Source organism: Paenibacillus hamazuiensis (genome assembly GCF_023276405.1).
In the GTDB taxonomy this organism is placed as follows: domain Bacteria; phylum Bacillota; class Bacilli; order Paenibacillales; family NBRC-103111; genus Paenibacillus_AF; species Paenibacillus_AF hamazuiensis.
Map to the genome: position 1 here is coordinate 6,085,061 of NZ_JALRMO010000001.1, position 19,095 is coordinate 6,104,155.

The following is a 19,095-nucleotide window of genomic DNA, read 5'->3' on the forward strand; positions in this document are numbered from 1 at the left end:
GTTCCAAAGCACATCAACCACTTCCAAGAAGCTGTTGCCTTAAACTTAAGTTTAAGGTGTACAATGAATTTAAGATTCTCCCTAATTGGTGGGAGTCATGTAAATCGGAATATATTATCTTACCGGAAATGGAGGTCTCAAGGTGAGTTTATCCATTAAAGAGGCTTCGGAAAGGCTGGGGATTCCTCCTCATACCATCCGATTTTATGAAAGGAAAGGGTTGCTGCCATTTCTTCAACGCGACCCTTACGGAAATCGAATTTTTGAAGAGAGGGACATGGAATGGATCAACCTGATGATATGGTTTCGCGCGACCGGCATGACCGTTGCCGAATTGGAACAATTCGTTGAGTTGGCCGTCCAGGGCGATTCGACCATTCCGCAAAGACAGGATTTGCTGGAAAAGCACAAGCAGAAGCTTCAAGAAAGGCAATGGGAGCTCGATAGAGCGTTTGAAGCGGTCAATCTAAAACTGGCCAAATATGCGGAAATTCAAAACGAAAAAAGGAAGTGAAGGCTGTGACAACACCTATTGGATTTATTGGATTGGGGAATATGGGGCAAGCTATGGCTCTTAATCTGATCAAAGCCGGTTACACGCTTAGAGTATACAATCGAACAGCAGGCAGAGCTGAGCCTCTGGTCGCGCTCGGGGCCGAATCCGTCTCCAGGCCGAGCGAAGCCGCTACAAAGGGAAATATCGTCATTACTATGGTGACCGACGATTCCGCGCTCGAAGATATTGTGCGGAGCGAAGGATTTATGGAACGGCTTGGACGTGGAGGTCTCCATCTCTCGATGAGTACCGTTTCGCCCGCCACCTCTCGGCAGCTCGCCGATTTTCATGACGAATATGGGAGTCATTATGTTGAAGCGCCGGTTTTTGGTCCTCCCGAAGCGGCTACCGCGCGGAAACTATGGATCTGCATCGCAGGATCGAAGGAGGCGAAGAAACGAGCATTGCCGCTTCTGGATGCGATGGGGCAAGGAATTTTTGATTTCGGTGAAAGGATCGGCTCAGCCTTAATCGTCAAGATTTGTGGCAACTTCATTAGCTTTACGGCCATGGAAGCCATGATGGAGGCGTGCAGAATGGCGCAAAAAAACGGAATCAATCCTTCGGAAATGATGGAAATGCTCTCTCGGACGATGTTTACCGCTCCGGTGTATCAAAATTTTGGCAAGTTAATTGCGCTTAATGCCGAGCAAATTACGTTGCAAGGTCTCCCGAACAGCTGGATTGTCGTCAAAGACATTGGGTTATTCAAGGAGAGAGCAGTAATGGCGGAGACGGAGGCGCCGCTCGCTAATTTATTAAACGACCTGATAAGCGAATCTCCTTCTCCTTAACAGTCGCATGAACAACGCAGTTACCGTAGACTTTCATTTGACTCAAATAGAGCTTATGGTTGAAGTGAACGTCAAATAGGCCCCACCTAGCAGTTAGATGGAAGCCCGGGTATGATTGATGAAGATTACGTGAGGTGGCAAGAATCAGGAAGCAACGGCGACCAAGGCATAAAAGGTTCCAATGCTGCTGAAAACGGTCTTTTTGCATCGCACCAAACAGTTAACAGGACTTTTTCAGTGGCCTCCAATGATAGGCTGGGGCTATTGACGTTTACTGTTCGGTGAAAATAATGTATTAGACTGGAGTCGTTGTTTTAATGCGGTTTTTGAGTTGAAGAATCGTCAGCTGTTTAAAAATAAGTTTTAGACTGATCCATTATAAGAAATAGCGGCAGACCAAGACTTGAAAAATAAAGTCTTAGACTGTCGCTATTGCCATTCAACTACACCGATAGCTTAATCAATACTTTTCGAAATAATCAACAAAACGGCAGCCTTGCTTCATGGCCGACTGCCATTGTGTATTATTACTCTCTTGTTAGAATAAGGACTGATGCAGCACCAGTCGTTAGACTGGGCTGATAATCAGACCTTATCTTTAAGGTCTTCGCCGGGAAGTATCCAGCCATTCCGGTGTCCAAGCAGGATTTTGACCGTCCATTCTGCTCCCGGGGGGCACAATCTCATCTATGGCGTCCAGTAGATCGGGGCTAAGTGTCAGATGCGCTCCGTTTATATATTGTCTCAATTGCTCTGATGTGCGTGGCCCCACAATAATTGAAGTGACAGCCGGATGGGTCCGGGCAAACGCTACAGCCATATGGGCCAGCGGCATTCCTGCTTGGTCGGCTACATGCTTCAACTTTTCGATGATCGCGAACTTTTGCGCATTTTCAGGCAATTCGGGATCGAGCATGCGGCCGGCCGCTCCCTTTAATAGTGCCGCTCGCGACCCACTCTCCGCCACGCTACCGGACGCGTACTTGCCCGTCAGTAGACCACCTGCCAGCGGACTGTATGTCAACAAAGCAAAATCGTGACGCCGAGCGACTTCGACAATGTCCATCTCTATGCTTCGGTTAAGAATCGAGTATGGAGATTGTTCGCTGACAAACCGCTGCAAGCGGCGACGCTCGCTCTCTGCCTGCGATTCTGACAACTGCCAAGCTTGATGGTTGGAAGTGCCGATATAATGGACCTTGCCTTCTTGGACAAGATCGCTCAACACGCCCAATATTTCTTCGAAAGCAACGTCCCCAAACGGACGGTGCAACTGATAAAGATCGATATAATCCGTTTGCAGCCGTAGCAGACTTTGTTCGACCGCTTGCCGAACCCAGCGGCGAGAAACGCCGCTTTGATTCCGCTCGTCATTCGGTTCGGCCCCGAATTTCGTTGCCAGAATAACCTTTTCCCGCCTTCCCTTAATCGCTTCGCCGATGATTCTTTCCGATTCTCCGTCTCCATAACGGTTGGAAGTATCGATCATATTGATGCCGGCGTCCAGCGCTTCGTCAATAATGCGGCACCCCTCTTCTTTGCCGGCAAGTGCTCCGAAAACGCCCCCTCCAAGGGCAAATTGACTCACGCTAATCCCCGTGCGCGCTAAATTTCGATATTGCATAAGTACCCTTCTCCTTTCAAATGAACACGTGTTGATATGCGTCATGGGGTATATTATAATAAGGCCCAATCGTTCGGAACAATCAACATTACAGCCGATCTGTTCAATAAGGAACACTGTAGAAAAACTGTACATTACGTATGGTATAGAAAGGAGTATGGATAATGGAGGGAAATACGGATCTGCGGGCGATTCGTAGCCGCAAGCTCATCGAACATGCACTGTTAGACATCCTAAAAAATCAGGGAATCAAGGAGTTAACCGTTAAGAATCTGTCGCAACAAGCTGGTATCAACCGCGGCACCTTTTATTTGCATTACAAAGATATTTACGATCTGATTGAGCAAACGGAGTGGATGCGTGGCTTGCTGGATATATTCGAGCCCATTCAGTTGGGTGATCTGTTTAAGCATTCGGATGAGAGATCGCCTTTCCCGGCTTTCGCCGAAGCCTTTCGATATTTGCAACATCATGCTTCTTTTTTTAAGGCTGTCTTTCATCCCTCCGCTCCCATCGAATTCAGAGAGCGGCTTCAGTACCTTGTCGGAACTCGATTGTACGAAAGTCTTAAGAAAGATCACCCCGATTCGAGTTGGTCTGATCAACCAGCCGGTTATATCATTGCTTATCTTGGCACTGGCCAGTTCGGGTTAATTCAGCATTGGTTCATAACCGGTCGAACGCTTCCCCCGGACGAAATTGCCATGATGCTGACTCGATTTATCCGTCATTCCCCCTGCCTGTCCCCTCATTTTAGCGAAAGCTGATAGCACACAAGACGCAGATTGGATCCGGCGTCTAAGAGATGGCTATTTCGCTGTAATAGGGGGACCTCCATTGAGGAATTGCTGGCTGTCGTAGTTGTTGATTGCCGTGCCTGGCGCGTCCGGAGAGAACTAGGAGAGTGAGCTGCAGCTACACACCGCTTCCGCCGTCACCGGCGTGTCAGTCTACTTTATTTTCTTGGTCTAATACTTTATTTTCAGTCTATTACTTTATTTTCTTCGAACATTTACCAAATAACGAACTCTTTCGGTTCGGTTTTTTTGTGAGGCGTATGAAGGAAAATAAGTTATAGAATGAAATGAGTAAAAGAATCAGCGGCAGCTAAGGCTGCCGCTGATATGATTGAATGCTATCGTATTTCGTTAGTTTAGCGGCCGGGGTCGAAAAAATAAACAACTTTATTATATATTTAAACGAATTTATTATGAAATAAGCAACTTTAATATTATGCAACAGCTCGCATCTATTTACGTGCGCGCACGTAACTTTCAGCTGTGTATATGATCTCATGAATCCCGTCGTTTTTCTATGTGTGCGGGATTTGACGCTTACTTAGGGAGTCAATCCAAGAATCGTTCGTTCCATCGTATTGATCATCCGCCCACTCTTCGTTATAATAAATAAATTTCTTTAACATTGTTACAAATGCTTCTTCTGTTGAGCTAAAGACATTCGGGCATACCATTAAAGTTAATGACTCTATCCCATCACCTCGAGCCAGATCTCTATTTGGAATTTCAATAATTTTAAAATCGATATTTCTCAATTCTGACTTAACCCAAATCTCGGTAAAAGATTTAACATCGTTCAATATTCTAGTTATTTCGGATTTCATCGTTAACCTTCTTTTCACAGATATCCATGTATCGTCCATCTATTTCTAGAAATGATTGTCATTATCCTGCCCGTTACTTCAATGAACAACGGCAGCCGATCGTCTGGCCGGTTGCCGCGGTGTCAAAATTCAACTATCGTCTCCGTTCAATTCAAAAATGATCTCCAGGAATACCTCATAAGCTTCGCTGCCTAGCTGTTGCTAATGGTAACACCGGAACCATTATCATTTTTAAGGATATAACCCCCTTTTTCTCCTTTTAGGGTTGAAGTTGTCCAAAACGTTCTCTCTACACCTGTCTTAAGGTAGTCATTTAAGGCAGACGGCAATGTCTCAAGTCCTACCGAATTCACATAATTTTCGTCTGCAATTCGATAAAATTGAACCAATCTTGACTTGTTACCTTGGCTAAAGGTGAGAATGTTTGGTACATCAAGTAAAGACATGAACGATAACTCTGCATATGTAATATAGTTACCTTTTTGGTAATCCTGAACTGCGGGGTTAAATAAAGATGCATAAGCTCCTTTAAGTTGGCCAGAGGTAGCATCTACTACGATAAATCTTTTGATTTTCATAATTGCGGATTTGTTAGAAAGCGTGATCTGAGTGTTAATCAGATTGGAAAAGTTTCCATCCATATATCTGTAATTACTGTTTGACACTAGGTTCGCTCCTGTGAGACCTACTTCTCGTAGCTCCTTGAGATCGGGGTAAATATCCGCATTTTCGCCTTCAACGTCCATGTAACGAAGTAGGATTGCAGCTACTTCTGCTCTGGTTGTGGTGCTTTTGGGCTTCAAGGTTCCATCCGCAAAACCCCCGACAATCCCAGTTCCACGAACAAGCGCAATATACGGCACCTCATCTACACTGATCTCCCCGCGAATCGCCTCAGGCGTAGGAAGAAGTGTATTTTGAGTGTCCTCGAATGCTTGTTCGAAAGAGTCGTTGGATTTCATAAGTCCATTAGAAATCCACTTTATCATTTCGTAACGAGTCAACTGAGTGTTTGGATTAAATCCGCTAGGGTAGTCACCTGGATTAATAAAACCCTGTGCAACCAACTGTATAACTGCAGATTCTGCCCAATGCCCTTTCATGTCGCTGAACGGATCGCTACCAGTGGCCGAAGGAAGCTTGGTGGAACGGCTGAGAATTGCAGCAAATTCAGCGCGTGTAATTTGGCCATTCGGCTTGAAAGTTCCGTCTTCATAACCTGAGATCATTTTACGATCATACGCTTTTGCGATAACATCTTGAGCCCAATGATTCTCTACATCTTTGAATTTAGCAATATCCGTCGAAGCAATATCTTCTTCAGTATCCGCACCATTCGCTTCTGCTCTTAATAGTGCAAATGTAAAGCTGCCGGTCAACAGAGTCGTTGCAGCCATAACAGAAAATATAACTTTGTTCATATCTTAATCCTCCGAAAAATATGTTTAAGAATGTAGAACCTATCTCGTTAAAAGTATAAAAGCTGTTTTTTCTAGAAGGTAACTTACTTATAAGAAAATACACATAATTATACAAGAAGTCAGGCGATTTTTCTGTGAAGTCACACACGAATAATATATCTGAAAGCGCCGGCAGACGAAAATCTTCGAAAACTCGCAAAGGCAACAAATACCTCCGATCGGCACTCATTGAAGTCGCTCACTCCGTTCGCAGATCCGACAATTATTTGGGAGCTCAGTACGGACGTATCGCAGCCCGAAGAGGGAAACACAGAGCTGCCGTAGCTGTCGCTCACTCCATCATGACTATTGCTGCTACGCTTAGTTTCGTACTGCCATTTTTAGACCTATGTTATGTTGAAATTTTCGGGGTAGTTTAATGAGGGCTCGCATCAACCTCAACTCATACGCACCAACTATTGGTAATGCCTTTACACCCGTCGTTAGCATCATTAAAAAGGAGTTGCTGTTAGCAACCCCCATTTTAATGTGCTTTAACGAAAACATCTTGCACCGCGTCCTCTACATCGGAAACTGATCCTGTCAACTGATAAGCAAGCTTGAACAACAGCTTCTTGTACTGCTTGTAAAGCTCCTGCATCGACGTGTTCCTTCCGCAACCGATTTTCTCTCTTCCAAACCCTCGTTTTCAATCTTTTCGTTGGCAGCATAGCATACAACCCTTACCATGGCGGCAAAAATCGCCGGAGGGCCGGAGCATCCAGAATGCGCTGTACATTTCCGGCTACGGTCTCCGTATCCGTCCGAATCACCATATCGGGGCATTCAGGCGGTTCATATCCATCCGAGATTCCGGTGAAATGAGCGATCTCTCCGCGGCGGGCTTTGGCATATAAACCTTTGACATCGCGCTGCTCGCATACTTCAACCGGACAAGATACGTAAACTTCCAAGAAATGAGGCAGCACCGCCCGGGCGTACGCACGCATTTCGCGATAAGGGCTGATCATACTCACGATAGCCGTAACCCCGTGCCTATTCAGCATTTCGCTGATATACACGGCTCGGCGCACATTCTCCATTCGGTCCTCGCGGCCGAATCCGAGCTCCCGTCCGATCTTCTCGCGCAGTGAGTCGCCGTCCAAGCATTCCACCCGGCTGCCCCTATCCCGCATAGCCGCCGCAAGTGCGACGGCCGTCGTCGTTTTGCCGGCACCCGATAATCCGGTCAGCCAAACGGTCAAGCCCTGGTTTACGTGCTGCAAATGAATCTCTCCCCGTTACGAAATAGCCGCTCTTTACCTACTATTCGCTCCAGTAAACTGTCGCCGTACACTTCGTCAAGCTTCAAACCGGGCATATGAATGTAGCCAATATAACAGTCGCAGCACTCCATTCGGCACGGCCGCCGCCGCGACAGACCTTTCAGGCCGTCCCGGTACAGGTTGCCGATAACCTCGCGATCCTTATAGCATCGTTTGACCAGCCCGGACCCCTGCACATAGAAAACGTCATATCCGGTGCTGCACGGCTGCCCCAGGCTTGAGTAATCGGCCGCATTCAGCTCAAAGTACGGATCAATGCCGGACAGGAAGGCGATATCCTCTTTTGTATAATAACGAGGCCGATCCTTGTACGCATTGACCCACATATAAACGTCCCGGGGCAGAGCCCGTCGAAGCGACAGCAGGGCGCCAAAAGCGCTCTTCAAGCCAACCGATCCTACGCTAAAAGGAATACCCCGGTTATACAGCTCGCGGCATTGCGCCAGGAAGGCGGATTCCTCCGTTTGGCCGGGATGATAGGTTGCCCAGAAAGCCGACTTGCGCGGGTTCAGTTGTTCCGTCCAGTTCAGCTTTGCGGAAAGATTCGTTTGGATCGCCACTTTGCGGACATGATCCATCGAGGAAAGCTCGACCATCGCTTTCCGGTACCAAGAGTGAATCAATGCCTCCCCGTACGGATTGAAAAATACGGCAAGCTCGATGCCGTCCGCCGCTTGACGTTTAACCCAATCGACAAACGTTTGAAGCTGCGCCCGGTCTTTGGCAAGCGTTTCCGAGCTGTCTCTTGTTTTGCTGAAGGGACAATACGGACACGAATAATTGCAGGAGGACAAACTGCCGCGATAATAAAGCGTCGCCTTCATGTGATGACGTATTCCTCCATCCGCGCGCGTATTTCCGCCGAGATCAGCCGGTCGCCGATCGCATCGGAGTAGGCGAGGCCTTCATCCGTCAGCCGCAGATCACCCGCATCCAGATCGGCCCAACCGGACTGCAGCAGCAAGACCAGCTCCGCATGATCCTCTAATGCGCTGCCGCCGTAACGGGCGGAATAATCGTTCAGCGAAAGGCCGTCGCTGTGTAAAATCGCCTTCAGCACGTAGCGGCGCCGTTGTTCCGCTTCGCTTAATACGATGCCGTAATCGGCCTGATCATATTGCTGCGCGGCGACAAAATCGTCGATGATGGCGGCCGTCGCCTTGCGGCTGACCGCATACCGCGAAGAATAATGGACGCTGCGGGTATAAGAGCGGGCGCCGCAGCCGAGGCCCACCATTCCTTCTTCCTGACAGCTGTAGGGGAGCAGCAGCTTGCCTGAGGCCGAGGTGCTGTCCGCTTTGCTGAACCTGCGCATCGAGGTTTGCTTGTAGCCTTCCGCCCGCAGCCGGTCGCGCGCCGCGAGATAGAGCATCATGCGGGAATCGTCTCCTCCCCGGACATCCTCCGTTTTGACCAACGTATGATCGCGTGTGTAAAGCGGGTACAAAAACAGCTCTTCGGGTTGATAAGACAAGGCCTGCTCCAGCGAATACAGCCAAGAATCCAAAGTTTGTCCCGGCAGTCCGTAAATGAGATCCAGGTTAAGAATCGGGAAATCATACCCGCGAAGCAGCTCCAATGCGTGCACAACCTGCATCGGCTGCTGCGGACGAAAGACGGCTGCGGCTTCCGCGCCGACGAAGCTTTGAACGCCCATGCTGACCCGGTCGACCCGATGGTCCTTGAGCATTTGGAGCTTCTCCCGCGTTACCGTTTCGGGCGATACTTCGATACTTATGGACGCGCTCTCCAAATGGAGTCCCATTACATTGACGGCAACGCCAAACAGCCTTTCCAGATGAGCCGGCTGCAGCAGCGTCGGCGTTCCTCCTCCCATCGCGAAACGGGCGAAAGGTTTATTGCTCACAAAAGGCGACCACTGACGGGCCTGCCGTTCAATGGCCTCGACATACTTCTCGTGCATGTCCGTATTCTTGTCGGGCAGCGTAAACAAATTGCAAAATCCGCAGCGGGCGCCGCAGAACGGGATATGCATATACAGGAAATAGGTTTCCGCCGGTTCATCGCTCCACAGCTGTGAAAGCGGGATCGGCTTTTCAAAATTCCGGTAAGCCGTTTTGTGGGGATATGCATACAAATAAGAACGATAAGGATCGGAACGCAAACTTTCCTTCCACTGCTTTACGGTATTTTCATCATGGAGCGCAGAAAGCGGTATGTTTGAATCATGAAGAGAATGGCCCATTTTCTGTCCCCCTCTATTGAATGTAGGCTATAAGATAAACTCCCGGTAAGGGACGTTCCAGACAACTTCGTGCGCGAGGCGATGTCCTTCGAAGCCGTCCTCGCCATAAGCCGTGCCGTGATCCGAGAATGCCATGCAGAAGACGGGCCGCTCCCGCGTTCTCATGGCATCGAACAAGCGCCCGAGCTGCGCGTCTACGTAACGAAGCGCGGCCCGCTGAGTGTCCACCGAATCCCGCTTAGCTCCTTCCACATAGTAATGATTCGGACCGTGAATGGCCGATACGTTCAAAAAAAGAAAAAGCTTCTCCCGGGTTCGACAGTAACCCTCGAAAAGTAGGCACCCTTTTGGGTGCTGTGGACAACTGAAATCCAGATTTGACGCGGCTTTTCGGACTTTTCCACAGGCACTACGACGCGAAAAAATCCAAAAAACTGTAGGCACTAAATTTTTGTGGATAATTAGATATTTTTGTTGCATTTCTTGTAGTATATATTATATCCTGTAGATATGTATATACGAACAATCTCTCGTAAAAATAAAAACGGTTCGATCACCCGTTACGTACAGCTCGCCCATAATGAGCGAAATCCTGTGACCGGAACTCCACAAGCGAAAGTCCTGTACCATTTCGGCCGCGCTGACGAACTGGACATGGAGGGCTTGAAACGTCTTGCCGCCAGCATCCACCGTTTTATTGGCGAGCCGCAAGCGCCCTCTCCATCTTCAGCGCAACCCGCTTCGGTTACGCTCCTTAGCAGTCGTTCGCTGGGCGGCGTATGGCTGCTCGATCAACTTTGGAAGAAGCTTGGTATCGGCGAAGCGATTACACGACGACTTGCCGACCGGGAATACCGCATGCCGGTTGAACGCGCCATCTTTGCCATGGTGGCCAATCGGGCGCTGGCACCAAGCAGCAAGCTGGCGATTGAAGATTGGGTGGATCGTGAAGTGGTCATCCCGGACCTTCCGGCGTTTGACGTGCAGCATGGCTACCGGGCAATGGATTTTCTGCTCACGTCGGAAGAAAGCATCCAGCGTGAAGTGTTCCATACGGTAGCGGATTTGCTGAATCTGGAAGTCGATCTGCTGTTCTTCGACACGACCTCCACGTATTTTGAGACGGAAGAGGACGACGAAGACGATTTTCGCAAAACCGGTTATTCGAAAGACCATCGCCCCGACCTTCCGCAGGTGGTCATCGGTTTTGCTGTCACGCGTGAGGGCATCCCGATTCGTTGTTGGGTGTGGCCGGGCAATACGTCGGATATGAACGTTGTGCCGCAGGTGAAAAAGGATCTGATCGGGTGGAAACTCGGGCGTGTGATTACCGTCGTCGACCGCGGTTTCTCCTCCGAAGACAATCTGCGCGTACTGCAACAGAGCGGCGGCCACTACATTGCCGGGGAGAAGATGACGTCGGGCAAGCCGACCGTCGAAGCGGCACTCGCGCATCCGGGACGTTTCAAAACGATCCGAGACAACCTGGAGGTCAAGGAGATCGTCGTGGGGGATGGCGAAGCGCGCAAGCGATACGTGCTCGTTCGCAATCCGGAAGAAGCAAAGCGGGATGCCGCCCGGCGCGAAGCGCATCTGGAGCAGCTGCGCACGGAGCTTGCCCGGTTGAAGGAACTGGACGGCGAAGCGCATACCGGGGCACACTGCCGTCTACACAGCCATCCGACGTACAAACGGTATCTCAAGACCGACAAGCGCGGCAATCTGCGTATCGATCTGGCCGCCGTCAAAGCGATGGAGCATCTGGACGGCAAATACTTGCTGCGCACCTCTGACGACACCTTGTCCACGGAAGACGTGGCACTCGGGTACAAGCAATTGCTTCAGGTGGAAGCAGCGTTTCGGACACTCAAGCAATCGCTGGAACTGCGGCCGGTCTACCACCGGAAAGAAGAACGGATTCGCGCACATGTCCTGCTTTGCTGGCTGGCCTTGATGCTCATCCGGATTGCAGAAAACCAAACCGGTCAAACGTGGCGCGAGATTCGTTCGCTCATGCAGACGCTGCATCTGGTTGAGTACCGTTTGGATGGTGGAAAGCTGCGGCAACGGACGGAATTAACGGACGAACATCGGGCAATTGTTTCGGCCTTGCAAATCGCAGAACCCCAGCAAATATGGGATATTTCGCTCTCTTGACCCCCAAAAGATGTAGGCACCACACGTAGTTATCCACAACTGCCGCATCCCTTGTCCCGCTTGGGTTTGAGACGGATTGTGCATCTACCGACTGTCGAACCCGGGATCACAGCTCAAGCCAAAATCGAGTAGGCCCATGAATGAATTCATGGGCCTCTCACAGAACCGGACGTGCGGGTCATCGCATCCGGCTCCTCCGCGCTTATCCCCGCTGGGGATGATGTTCATTATAGATGTCTACGAGAAAAACGAGACCTCTTTCTCTGAACCAATCGTTTGGCATTGCAACACTGGCTGGCTTGGATAGCGAGCTTCTCCATGCGAACATACGCATCTTGGGAAGCTCTCCCCTCCACTTATTCTTTCTTAGTGCCCTGTAGAAGTTCTTCGGCTTTTTCCAGCTCCGCAACTGTACCATCCGGAGCCTTCTCCTTATCCATGCATCGTACTCTCTCATCAGACTTCCTACGTTGCCCCAGCCAAAATAGCTACCCCATCCACGTAAATATGGATTCAACTTCTTTCGGATCAGCTGTTCCACATTCACCGTTTGGTTCCGCCGCGTAATTGCTTTCACGCGTTCTTTAAATTTCTGTTTGGCTTTCGAGGATGGAGTAACCCAAAATCCCGGTTTAAACTCATGACCTAGGAACATAAAGGACTGTTCCAAGTTGTTCACGATCTTGGTTTTCTCCGGGTGTACTTTGAGCCCAAGCTCTTGTTCCAGTAGACGAATAACACCTTGGAGTACCCTCTCTGCCCCCTTTTGGGATTTGCAGCAGATCACAAAATCATCGGCGTACCGTGTTATACGGTGCTTCCGTTCAGTCATGAGCTTATCCAGCGGGTTTAGGTAGATATTCGCCAAAAGCGGACTAATAACCCCACCCTGTGGACTTCCTTGCTCGTTCAGGTGAAAACTTCCGTTCTCCATGACTCCGGACTTTAAGAAGCTTTCTATGAGCTTTAGGACACTACCATCCACCACTTCTTCCTTGACGGCCTTAAGCAACTTGTCATGTGGAATGAGATCGAAATACGATTTCAGGTCGGCGTCGATCACATAAACGTATCCATCCATGAGATCTTTCCGAATGTTCTCCAGCGCCATGTGTGCACTGCGTCCCGGGCGAAACCCAAAACTACACTCCATAAATGTCGCCTCGTAAATCGGTTCGAGGATTCGGCGGGTCGCCGCCTGTACTACGCGATCGCGAATTGCGGGTATCCCGAGCGGCCTTTGACCCCCATTTTCCTTGGAAATGTACATGCGCCTGACCGGCATCGGCTTGTATGCCTTCGCCCGCAGCTCCTGCTGAAGCGTTCTTAAGTTACGCTCCAGTTCACTCTCGAATACCTTTATGGTCACTCCGTCTACTCCCGCTGCTCCCCGGTTGCGCTTGACCTCCCGGAATGCCTCCTCAAGGTTCGGCATCGCCCATATCTTGTCGATGAGGCTGTGCCATCTGCGTTTTCTCGGGACTTCTACTCCCTCACGAAAGCCTACCTCTCCTTTTCCTTCCTTCATGTCTCGTGTTCCTTCCCTTTCAGTTTCCGGACGTATAGCTAATCTTTCAGCCTTTCCGGTTCCCCTTCGGTACTCCGCCCCAGACGGCCTACCCTTTTGTTCAGCCCCGGCTCTTCGCTCTTCTTGGCTCCCCGGCTTCTGTCTGGCACATGACGGCTTCCTAGGTGGTTATGCTTTTCTTCCACGGTTCCGGGCTTCGCACCAAGTCTTTGCCTTTTGGGTCTAAGCTTGCACCGACAACGTTGGTGTCGGTTCACTTGCCATTGCGGCTTTTCCGGCAAGCTTTCTCACTACTATCCCTTCGTATGACTGCTCACCATCCATCATTCTGTCTTAGCCCTATAAGCCTTGAAAAGAGTTTACCGCTATGCGGAAGACGATAAGCCCTCCTTGGGTCACGTCATCGTCTTTCCCCCGAATCCAGTCCTCCTAACTTTCGAAGCCTATGGTGGTATAGGACGTCCCCTTCTCTTGCAGGGTTATCCGGCTTCGCCAGCCAACATGGTTCATGCCGCCTGTTCCGGGTTTTGCCTTCTGATCCTCCGCACCCTCCCTTACGGCCAGAGCACTACCAGTCGGCTATGCGCTTCCGCCACCCCGCGGTGCGCTCGGGACTTTCACCCGTTAGTACGATGCGCTGCCAAGCGCACAAAAGCGGCGAGCAAGGATGTTTGCTCCCGCAAAATCCTATACCCGCCGCTCGCGGCTTTCTATTCAATTCACCCGACGCATGTGTCCAAAAACTCCATGCGCCGCTTTCTAATTAAACACAACCGTCTTGTTTTGATGCACAATGATGCGATCCTCGACGTGCCACGATACGGCGCGCGCCAGAACGATCCGCTCGATATGCCGGCCGATCCGCTTCAAATCCTCGACGTTATCGCGATGGCTGACCCTTTGTACGTCCTGGTCGATGATCGGTCCCGCATCAAGCTCTTCGGTGACATAATGCGCCGTTGCGCCGATAATCTTGACCCCGCGGTTAAACGCCTGCGCGTAAGGCTTCGCGCCGACGAAAGCCGGCAGGAAGGAGTGATGGATGTTGATGATCCGGTTGCGGAAATGCTCGATGAACTTGGGAGATACGATCTGCATATAACGCGCCAAAATAATCGCATCCGCGTTGCCGAGCACAAGCTCCATCTGCCGCGCTTCCGCTTCCGCCTTTGTATCCGCCGTCACCGGAATGTGATAGTACGGAATGCCGAACGATTCGACGAGCCCCTGCATGTCCGGGTGATTGCTGATTACCATTGCGATGTCCGCATCCAGATCACCGGCCTGCCACTGCCACAGCAGCTCAAGCAGACAATGGTCCTCCTTCGAAACAAAAACGGCCAACCGCTTTTTCCGGCTCGCCAGATTCAAGCTCCATTTCATCTGAAACTGCTCCGCCACTTCGGCAAAATCCTGCTTCAGCCGCTCCACCCGCCGCTCCAAATCGCTCAAATCAAACTCGATGCGAATAAAAAACAGCCCGCCCTCCGGGTCCATCGTATACTGGTCGGATTGCACGACGTTCGCGCCGTTTTCAAACAAAAAACGGGATACCGCCGCTACGATACCCGGCCGGTCCGGGCACGAAATGAGCATGCGCGCCCGGTTTTCATTTATTTTCTTTGCTTTGGATGATACAGCTTGTCCAGTCGGTGTCATGTTATGTCTATCTCCTTCGGTGTTTCCTGTGACTTTACGCGGTTTGCAAAACATGCTTGCCCGCAAACCACGCGGTCAAACGTTGGTTGATCTGTTCTTCGCTCAATTCTACGCCCAGCACATTTTCCGCCGTGATCATATCGTACAGACGCTCCATCGGTTCTCTGGAGTCCGCTTTTTTCGCTTTGGCGTCGTTTTTCAGAATCTCCCACGTTTGCAGCACGTAATCGCGGTGATGCAGCTCCTGCTTGTCGAAGAAATGATGGAGCCGCTCCAAATGGTCGAAAAAGTCCGCCCCGAAGCGCTCGTACGCGTTGCCGCTGAGCAGCGCGATCTCCGCCTCGTACATCGGGCGCTGAGTCTTGTCCTCCTTGCCGATCCACGGGGTTTCGAGAATCATCGGCAGGTGCTTCAGCTTCTCGTGATGAACGACCCGCTGCATCGCCTCGAAGCCGATCCAACCCGCTCCAACCGGAGCGTGGCGGTCCTTCGCGGCGCCGCGCGGATTTTTGCTGTCGTTCAGGTGAATGACGGCCAGACGCTCCAGCCCGACAATTTTATCAAACTGCTCAAGTACGCCGTCCAGATCGTTCACGATATCATAACCGGCATCGTGCACGTGGCACGTATCGAAGCATACCGTCAAACGGTCGTTGTGCTCGACTTTCTCCATAATCTCGGCGATTTCCACGAACGTGCGGCCAAGCTCGCTGCCTTTGCCCGCCATCGTCTCGAGGGCGATCTTCACTTCCGTGTCGCTTACGCCCCGCAGCACCTCGTCAAGCCCCTCCGCAATGCGGGCGATGCCGTATTCCGGATCCTTGTCGGTGTAAGCGCCCGGGTGAAGCACAATGTTGCGCACGCCCAAATAGTCGGTGCGGCGAATTTCATCCTGCAGGAAGCGGACGGCCAGCTCAAACGTATCTTCCTTGTAGGAGCCCAAATTAATAATATACGGCGCATGCACGACAATTTCCTCGATCCCGTGCTTCGCCATCACTTCCTTGCCTTCCTCGACGTATTGTTCTTCAATCGGCTTACGGCGCGTATTTTGCGGAGCACCGGTATAGATCATAAACGTGCCGGAGCCATAGGATACGGCTTCCTCCGCCGCGTTAAGCAGCCCTTTATCGGAAAAAGACACATGGGAGCCAATTTTAGCCATTTCGTCTACTCCTTTACTTTTAACATGCTTCTATTTTACTAGGAAAGTCGCAAGAAATCTAGAAATACGCTATAATTCTGTTGATAAGCGATTTTGAACCGCTCGTTCGAAAGCAAATTGACGAGGTGAAAGATACATGGTGAACCAAAGCTTTATGTGGTTTATTTTGTTTTGGGTGTTCGTGCTGCTGTTTTTGATGTCGATCGGCGGTTATTTCATGTTCCGCAAATTTATGAAGGTGCTGCCGATGTCCGACGGCAAGTCGAAGCTCGATTGGCAAAACCACTACGTCGAGGCTTCGCGTCATCTGTGGACGGAGGAGTCCAAAGCGTTCCTGGATCAACTGGTCGAACCGGTGCCAACTCCGTTCCGGGATATCGCCAAGCATTCGATTGCCGCCAAAATCGGCCAGGTCGCGCTGGAATCCGGCGCTTCCGAAGTGACCCGCGCCCACTGCCTGCAGGGGTACATCCTTGCCACGCCGAAGCGCGACTATAAAAGCCTGATTTCGTTTTTGGAGAAAAACAACATCGACTACAGCGCCTACAAACACCTGCTTCAGTAGACCGCCCAAAAAGAAAGCCGTCAACCTCCTCGCGGATTGACGGCTTTTTTTCATGCCTGCATGACCTAGACGGCAAGTAAATTTTCGTAAAATCCCCGTGATAAATCGCTTCTTCGAAGTGTTATACATTATAGGGGATGATTACTCCGGACACCGTTTACTTCTTCGTGGCCGGCTGCTTGGAGGACGGCTTGGTTTTGACCGGCTCTTCCTTGGATAAAGCGACCGACAGCGTTGCCGTGAAATCGCCGACCTTGTTCGGTTTCGGGTCGCGAAGCTGCGTGCGGAGCCAGACCTGCTGCACCCCGTCCACAGGGAGGGTGATCGGCAGCTCCTCCTGCTTCAAGAAACCGACCTGACCGTTGATCAGCACGTGCAGATCGACTTTTTCCTTGGACTTCAGGTTGATCGTCAAAAATTTGTTGTCTCCGATGTCCACGGCGGTTACAATTTCTCCGTCTTTCATAAGATCTTTGGTTATTGTGCCGTTTTCATCAAAATAGTCGCGTACGGTGAAATTGGTAGCTCCATCCGCATCACCCGGATTCAGTACGGGAGAAGATCCGGTTCCAGGAGAACCTGCAGGCCACCCGCCGGTGCCGCCTGAAGGTCCGCTGCCGGCACCCGAGCCGCTGGGCACGCCGGAACCTCCGCCGTTAAGCGTCGCACTCAAATCGACCGTCGTGTAGTCGTTAACCCAGCCATTGAGTCGCAAATAATTGTAAATCCGCTCCAAAATCGTCACCGCTTCGGCGCGGGTCACCTTGTCGAGGGGGCGGAAGTATCCCAGATCCTTGGCTGTCATAATCCCGTTCGCGTGCAAACTCGTCAGCGCCGTCGCCTGCATATTGGAAAACTCGTCCGTCCCAAAACGGCAATCGTCCGCACCTTTAGACATGAAAAGCGTCACAAACACGCGTCCGTAGTCGTCCGAGTAGCCGCCGTTCGACGTGTAACGCCCATCTCCCTTGCGGGCGTCGTCGTAATCGTCGGTGTCGGTATAAATTTGCATTGGGATATCCTTAAAGCTCTGCATGACGCTGCATACGTCGCTTTCGCTCATTCTCCGGTCCATAAGCCGGTTGTCAAAAAAACCGTACAGCATTTGCGCCAGCTGCAGCCGGGTCAGAGCCGCGTCGGGGCGAAAGGTCAGATCCCCCCGCCAGTTCAGCCAGTATGTACCGATCGGGAAAGAATAGTCGTACATATCCGTAATCTCTTTATACGCCCAGTGCAGTCTGGACACATCGGCGTAACCCGGCACCCGCAAAGTGCCGGCAGCGTTCAAGTTCGGACGGTATTTATCGAAAAGCCTCGCCACCATGACCGTCCATTCAGCCTTGCTGACCGGCTGTTCCGGACGGAACCTGCCGTCTTCGTATCCGGTTAAAACACCTTTTTGCGCCATCGCATAAATCGAATTGTAGGCCCAGGCGTCCCGAGTCGGATCCACATCGGTAAACTTCACCTGCGCTGCCGCCCCTGCCGGGACATACGGAAGAATCAGCGTCAGAGCTATGCATAAGGATAAGATCAGGGAACATCGACGGACCGAACGTGCCATAACAAACCTCCGATTACAATTTTTAGAATGAAAAGGGGTGCGACCGATGCTGGAAGAGCTCATTTGCAAAAAGATGAGGGTCATTGTGTACGGTCACGATTTTTGCGTGGAAGGCCGCATCGTCAGATACTACGAAAAACAAAACGCCCTGCTGGTGGGCAACATAGTTCTGCCCATCTCCCACATTTTGCGCATTGAGATCCAGGCGGACGAGACGCCGTTAAAACGCACTTTGTCGCGATAGCCGCACAAAACCCCATATGTAATAACGTCGCCCTCTACAAAAAGTTGCAGAAATATGGCATATTTCTACAGATGTATATCGGCATAGTTCACGTGTAAAATTAGATCATATTCTGGTAGACACCCCCTAAATCCCCCTTAAAGGGGGACCCCAGGCTTCCGAAGCCGGCTTTGCTCCGCAAAGCCCTCAAGGCGCTCGGGCGCCCTGGACCCGCCTGGTTTGAGTGGCTGCTCGCTTCTAGTTCGCGTTTGTCCGGCATGGATTTATTGTTGTTAGGCAATAAATCCAATGCCGGACACGCTTCACTTTTGGCGCGATGCCGTTGGACGGCGGTTCGTGCCTCGTGCCCGCGTTCGTCTGCCCTGGTTTTGCTGCGCAAATCCAATGCCGGACACGCTTCACTTTTGGCGCGATGCCGTTGGGCGGCGGTTCGTGCCTCGTGCCCGCGTTCGTCTGCCCTGGTTTTGCTGCGCAAAACCTATGCCGGACACGCTTCACTTTTGGCGCGATGCCGTTGGGCGGCGGTTCGTGCCTCGTGCCCGCGTTCGTCTGCCCTGGTTTTGCTGCGCAAAACCTATGCCGGACACGCTTCACTTTTTGCGCGATGCCCTTGGGCGGCGGTTCGTGCCTCGTACTCGCGTTCGTCTGCCCTGGTTTTGCTGCGCA

General features: G+C 51.1%; 16 protein-coding genes and 3 pseudogenes. 7 read left to right on the plus strand and 12 right to left on the minus strand.

Features of this window, described 5'->3' with window-relative positions; translation table 11 throughout:
• Positions 1-142 precede the first annotated feature (142 nt).
• Together MYS68_RS26345 and MYS68_RS38945 are read left to right on the plus strand one after the other, a co-directional pair.
• Positions 143-514, plus strand: coding sequence for a MerR family transcriptional regulator (locus tag MYS68_RS26345; RefSeq protein ID WP_013919609.1), 372 nt, complete (start codon positions 143-145; stop codon positions 512-514).
• A 5-nt stretch (positions 515-519) separates the two neighbouring features.
• Positions 520-1,350 carry an NAD(P)-dependent oxidoreductase gene (locus MYS68_RS38945; RefSeq protein WP_248928695.1) on the plus strand — a complete coding sequence of 277 codons (831 nt, stop codon included), beginning with the start codon at positions 520-522 and terminating at the stop codon, positions 1,348-1,350.
• Between the two features lie 598 nt (positions 1,351-1,948).
• Here the strand turns inward: MYS68_RS38945 and MYS68_RS26355 are convergent.
• The gene (locus MYS68_RS26355) at positions 1,949-2,974 is read right to left on the minus strand and encodes an aldo/keto reductase (RefSeq protein WP_248928696.1); all 1,026 of its coding nucleotides are present in this window, start codon (positions 2,972-2,974) and stop codon (positions 1,949-1,951) included.
• A gap of 164 nt (positions 2,975-3,138) precedes the next feature.
• Between MYS68_RS26355 and MYS68_RS26360 the strand changes: the two genes are divergently transcribed.
• The gene (locus MYS68_RS26360) at positions 3,139-3,741 is read left to right on the plus strand and encodes a TetR/AcrR family transcriptional regulator (RefSeq protein ID WP_248928697.1); all 603 of its coding nucleotides are present in this window, start codon (positions 3,139-3,141) and stop codon (positions 3,739-3,741) included.
• Between the two features lie 545 nt (positions 3,742-4,286).
• On the opposite strand, the gene MYS68_RS26365 is transcribed toward MYS68_RS26360, so the two are convergent.
• Both MYS68_RS26365 and MYS68_RS26370 read right to left on the minus strand, forming a co-directional pair.
• Entirely contained in the window at positions 4,287-4,595 is a 309-nt protein-coding gene (locus MYS68_RS26365; RefSeq protein WP_248928698.1) for a hypothetical protein, read from the minus strand.
• Positions 4,596-4,786: 191 nt separating this feature from the next.
• Complete coding sequence (locus tag MYS68_RS26370; protein ID WP_248928699.1) at positions 4,787-6,016, minus strand: S-layer homology domain-containing protein; 1,230 nt, start codon at positions 6,014-6,016, stop codon at positions 4,787-4,789.
• A gap of 158 nt (positions 6,017-6,174) precedes the next feature.
• Between MYS68_RS26370 and MYS68_RS26375 the strand changes: the two are divergent.
• Positions 6,175-6,369, plus strand: a pseudogene (locus tag MYS68_RS26375) (transposase); the annotation flags it as partial.
• A gap of 173 nt (positions 6,370-6,542) precedes the next feature.
• Here the strand turns inward: MYS68_RS26375 and MYS68_RS26380 are convergent.
• From MYS68_RS26380 to MYS68_RS26400, 5 genes and pseudogenes are all read right to left on the minus strand, one after another.
• Positions 6,543-6,656, minus strand: a pseudogene (locus MYS68_RS26380) (RNA polymerase sigma factor); the annotation flags it as partial.
• Between the two features lie 82 nt (positions 6,657-6,738).
• Positions 6,739-7,281 carry an adenylyl-sulfate kinase gene (gene cysC, locus MYS68_RS26385; protein WP_248928700.1) on the minus strand — a complete coding sequence of 181 codons (543 nt, stop codon included), beginning with the start codon at positions 7,279-7,281 and terminating at the stop codon, positions 6,739-6,741.
• On the minus strand, positions 7,269-8,165 hold the full coding sequence (locus MYS68_RS26390; RefSeq protein WP_248928701.1) for an STM4011 family radical SAM protein: 897 nt from the start codon (positions 8,163-8,165) through the stop codon (positions 7,269-7,271). Before MYS68_RS26390 ends, cysC begins: the two co-directional genes overlap by 13 nt.
• On the minus strand, positions 8,162-9,547 hold the full coding sequence (locus MYS68_RS26395) for an STM4012 family radical SAM protein (protein ID WP_248928702.1): 1,386 nt from the start codon (positions 9,545-9,547) through the stop codon (positions 8,162-8,164). Before MYS68_RS26395 ends, MYS68_RS26390 begins: the two co-directional genes overlap by 4 nt.
• Before the next feature lie 27 nt (positions 9,548-9,574).
• Positions 9,575-9,856 (minus strand): annotated as a pseudogene (locus MYS68_RS26400) (sulfatase-like hydrolase/transferase); the annotation flags it as partial.
• A 201-nt stretch (positions 9,857-10,057) separates the two neighbouring features.
• Here MYS68_RS26400 and MYS68_RS26405 point away from each other — a divergent pair.
• Entirely contained in the window at positions 10,058-11,704 is a 1,647-nt protein-coding gene (locus tag MYS68_RS26405) for an IS1634 family transposase (RefSeq protein WP_248924599.1), read from the plus strand.
• Between the two features lie 202 nt (positions 11,705-11,906).
• On the opposite strand, the gene ltrA is transcribed toward MYS68_RS26405, so the two are convergent.
• From ltrA to MYS68_RS26420, 3 genes are all read right to left on the minus strand, one after another.
• Positions 11,907-13,232 carry a group II intron reverse transcriptase/maturase gene (ltrA, locus tag MYS68_RS26410; RefSeq protein ID WP_248924450.1) on the minus strand — a complete coding sequence of 442 codons (1,326 nt, stop codon included), beginning with the start codon at positions 13,230-13,232 and terminating at the stop codon, positions 11,907-11,909.
• A gap of 759 nt (positions 13,233-13,991) precedes the next feature.
• Positions 13,992-14,891 carry a formyltetrahydrofolate deformylase gene (purU, locus tag MYS68_RS26415; protein WP_248928703.1) on the minus strand — a complete coding sequence of 300 codons (900 nt, stop codon included), beginning with the start codon at positions 14,889-14,891 and terminating at the stop codon, positions 13,992-13,994.
• Positions 14,892-14,925: 34 nt separating this feature from the next.
• Positions 14,926-16,056: a deoxyribonuclease IV gene (locus tag MYS68_RS26420; RefSeq protein ID WP_248928704.1), complete on the minus strand. Its 1,131-nt coding sequence runs from the start codon at positions 16,054-16,056 to the stop codon at positions 14,926-14,928.
• A gap of 136 nt (positions 16,057-16,192) precedes the next feature.
• On the opposite strand from MYS68_RS26420, the gene MYS68_RS26425 reads away from it, so the two are divergent.
• A complete protein-coding gene (locus MYS68_RS26425) occupies positions 16,193-16,621 on the plus strand; it encodes a DUF2621 domain-containing protein (RefSeq protein WP_248928705.1) in 429 nt (142 codons plus the stop codon).
• Between the two features lie 157 nt (positions 16,622-16,778).
• On the opposite strand, the gene MYS68_RS26430 is transcribed toward MYS68_RS26425, so the two are convergent.
• On the minus strand, positions 16,779-18,185 hold the full coding sequence (locus MYS68_RS26430; RefSeq protein WP_248928706.1) for an S-layer homology domain-containing protein: 1,407 nt from the start codon (positions 18,183-18,185) through the stop codon (positions 16,779-16,781).
• 46 nt (positions 18,186-18,231) lie between these two features.
• On the opposite strand from MYS68_RS26430, the gene MYS68_RS26435 reads away from it, so the two are divergent.
• On the plus strand, positions 18,232-18,429 hold the full coding sequence (locus MYS68_RS26435; RefSeq protein WP_248928707.1) for a hypothetical protein: 198 nt from the start codon (positions 18,232-18,234) through the stop codon (positions 18,427-18,429).
• Positions 18,430-19,095: the final 666 nt, after the last annotated feature.

Bases quoted from the DNA above. Each gene is read 5' to 3' on its own strand.
- MYS68_RS26355 (WP_248928696.1), bottom strand. From the start codon at position 2,974: ATGCAATATCGAAATTTAGCGCGCACGGGGATTAGCGTGAGTCAATTT.
- MYS68_RS26360 (WP_248928697.1), top strand. From the start codon at position 3,139: ATGGAGGGAAATACGGATCTGCGGGCGATTCGTAGCCGCAAGCTCATC.
- MYS68_RS26365 (WP_248928698.1), bottom strand. From the start codon at position 4,595: ATGAAATCCGAAATAACTAGAATATTGAACGATGTTAAATCTTTTACC.
- MYS68_RS26370 (WP_248928699.1), bottom strand. From the start codon at position 6,016: ATGAACAAAGTTATATTTTCTGTTATGGCTGCAACGACTCTGTTGACC.
- MYS68_RS26390 (WP_248928701.1), bottom strand. From the start codon at position 8,165: ATGAAGGCGACGCTTTATTATCGCGGCAGTTTGTCCTCCTGCAATTAT.
- MYS68_RS26395 (WP_248928702.1), bottom strand. From the start codon at position 9,547: ATGGGCCATTCTCTTCATGATTCAAACATACCGCTTTCTGCGCTCCAT.
- MYS68_RS26405 (WP_248924599.1), top strand. From the start codon at position 10,058: ATGTATATACGAACAATCTCTCGTAAAAATAAAAACGGTTCGATCACC.
- ltrA (WP_248924450.1), bottom strand. From the start codon at position 13,232: ATGAAGGAAGGAAAAGGAGAGGTAGGCTTTCGTGAGGGAGTAGAAGTC.
- purU (WP_248928703.1), bottom strand. From the start codon at position 14,891: ATGACACCGACTGGACAAGCTGTATCATCCAAAGCAAAGAAAATAAAT.
- MYS68_RS26420 (WP_248928704.1), bottom strand. From the start codon at position 16,056: ATGGCTAAAATTGGCTCCCATGTGTCTTTTTCCGATAAAGGGCTGCTT.
- MYS68_RS26425 (WP_248928705.1), top strand. From the start codon at position 16,193: ATGGTGAACCAAAGCTTTATGTGGTTTATTTTGTTTTGGGTGTTCGTG.
- MYS68_RS26430 (WP_248928706.1), bottom strand. From the start codon at position 18,185: ATGGCACGTTCGGTCCGTCGATGTTCCCTGATCTTATCCTTATGCATA.
- MYS68_RS26435 (WP_248928707.1), top strand. From the start codon at position 18,232: ATGCTGGAAGAGCTCATTTGCAAAAAGATGAGGGTCATTGTGTACGGT.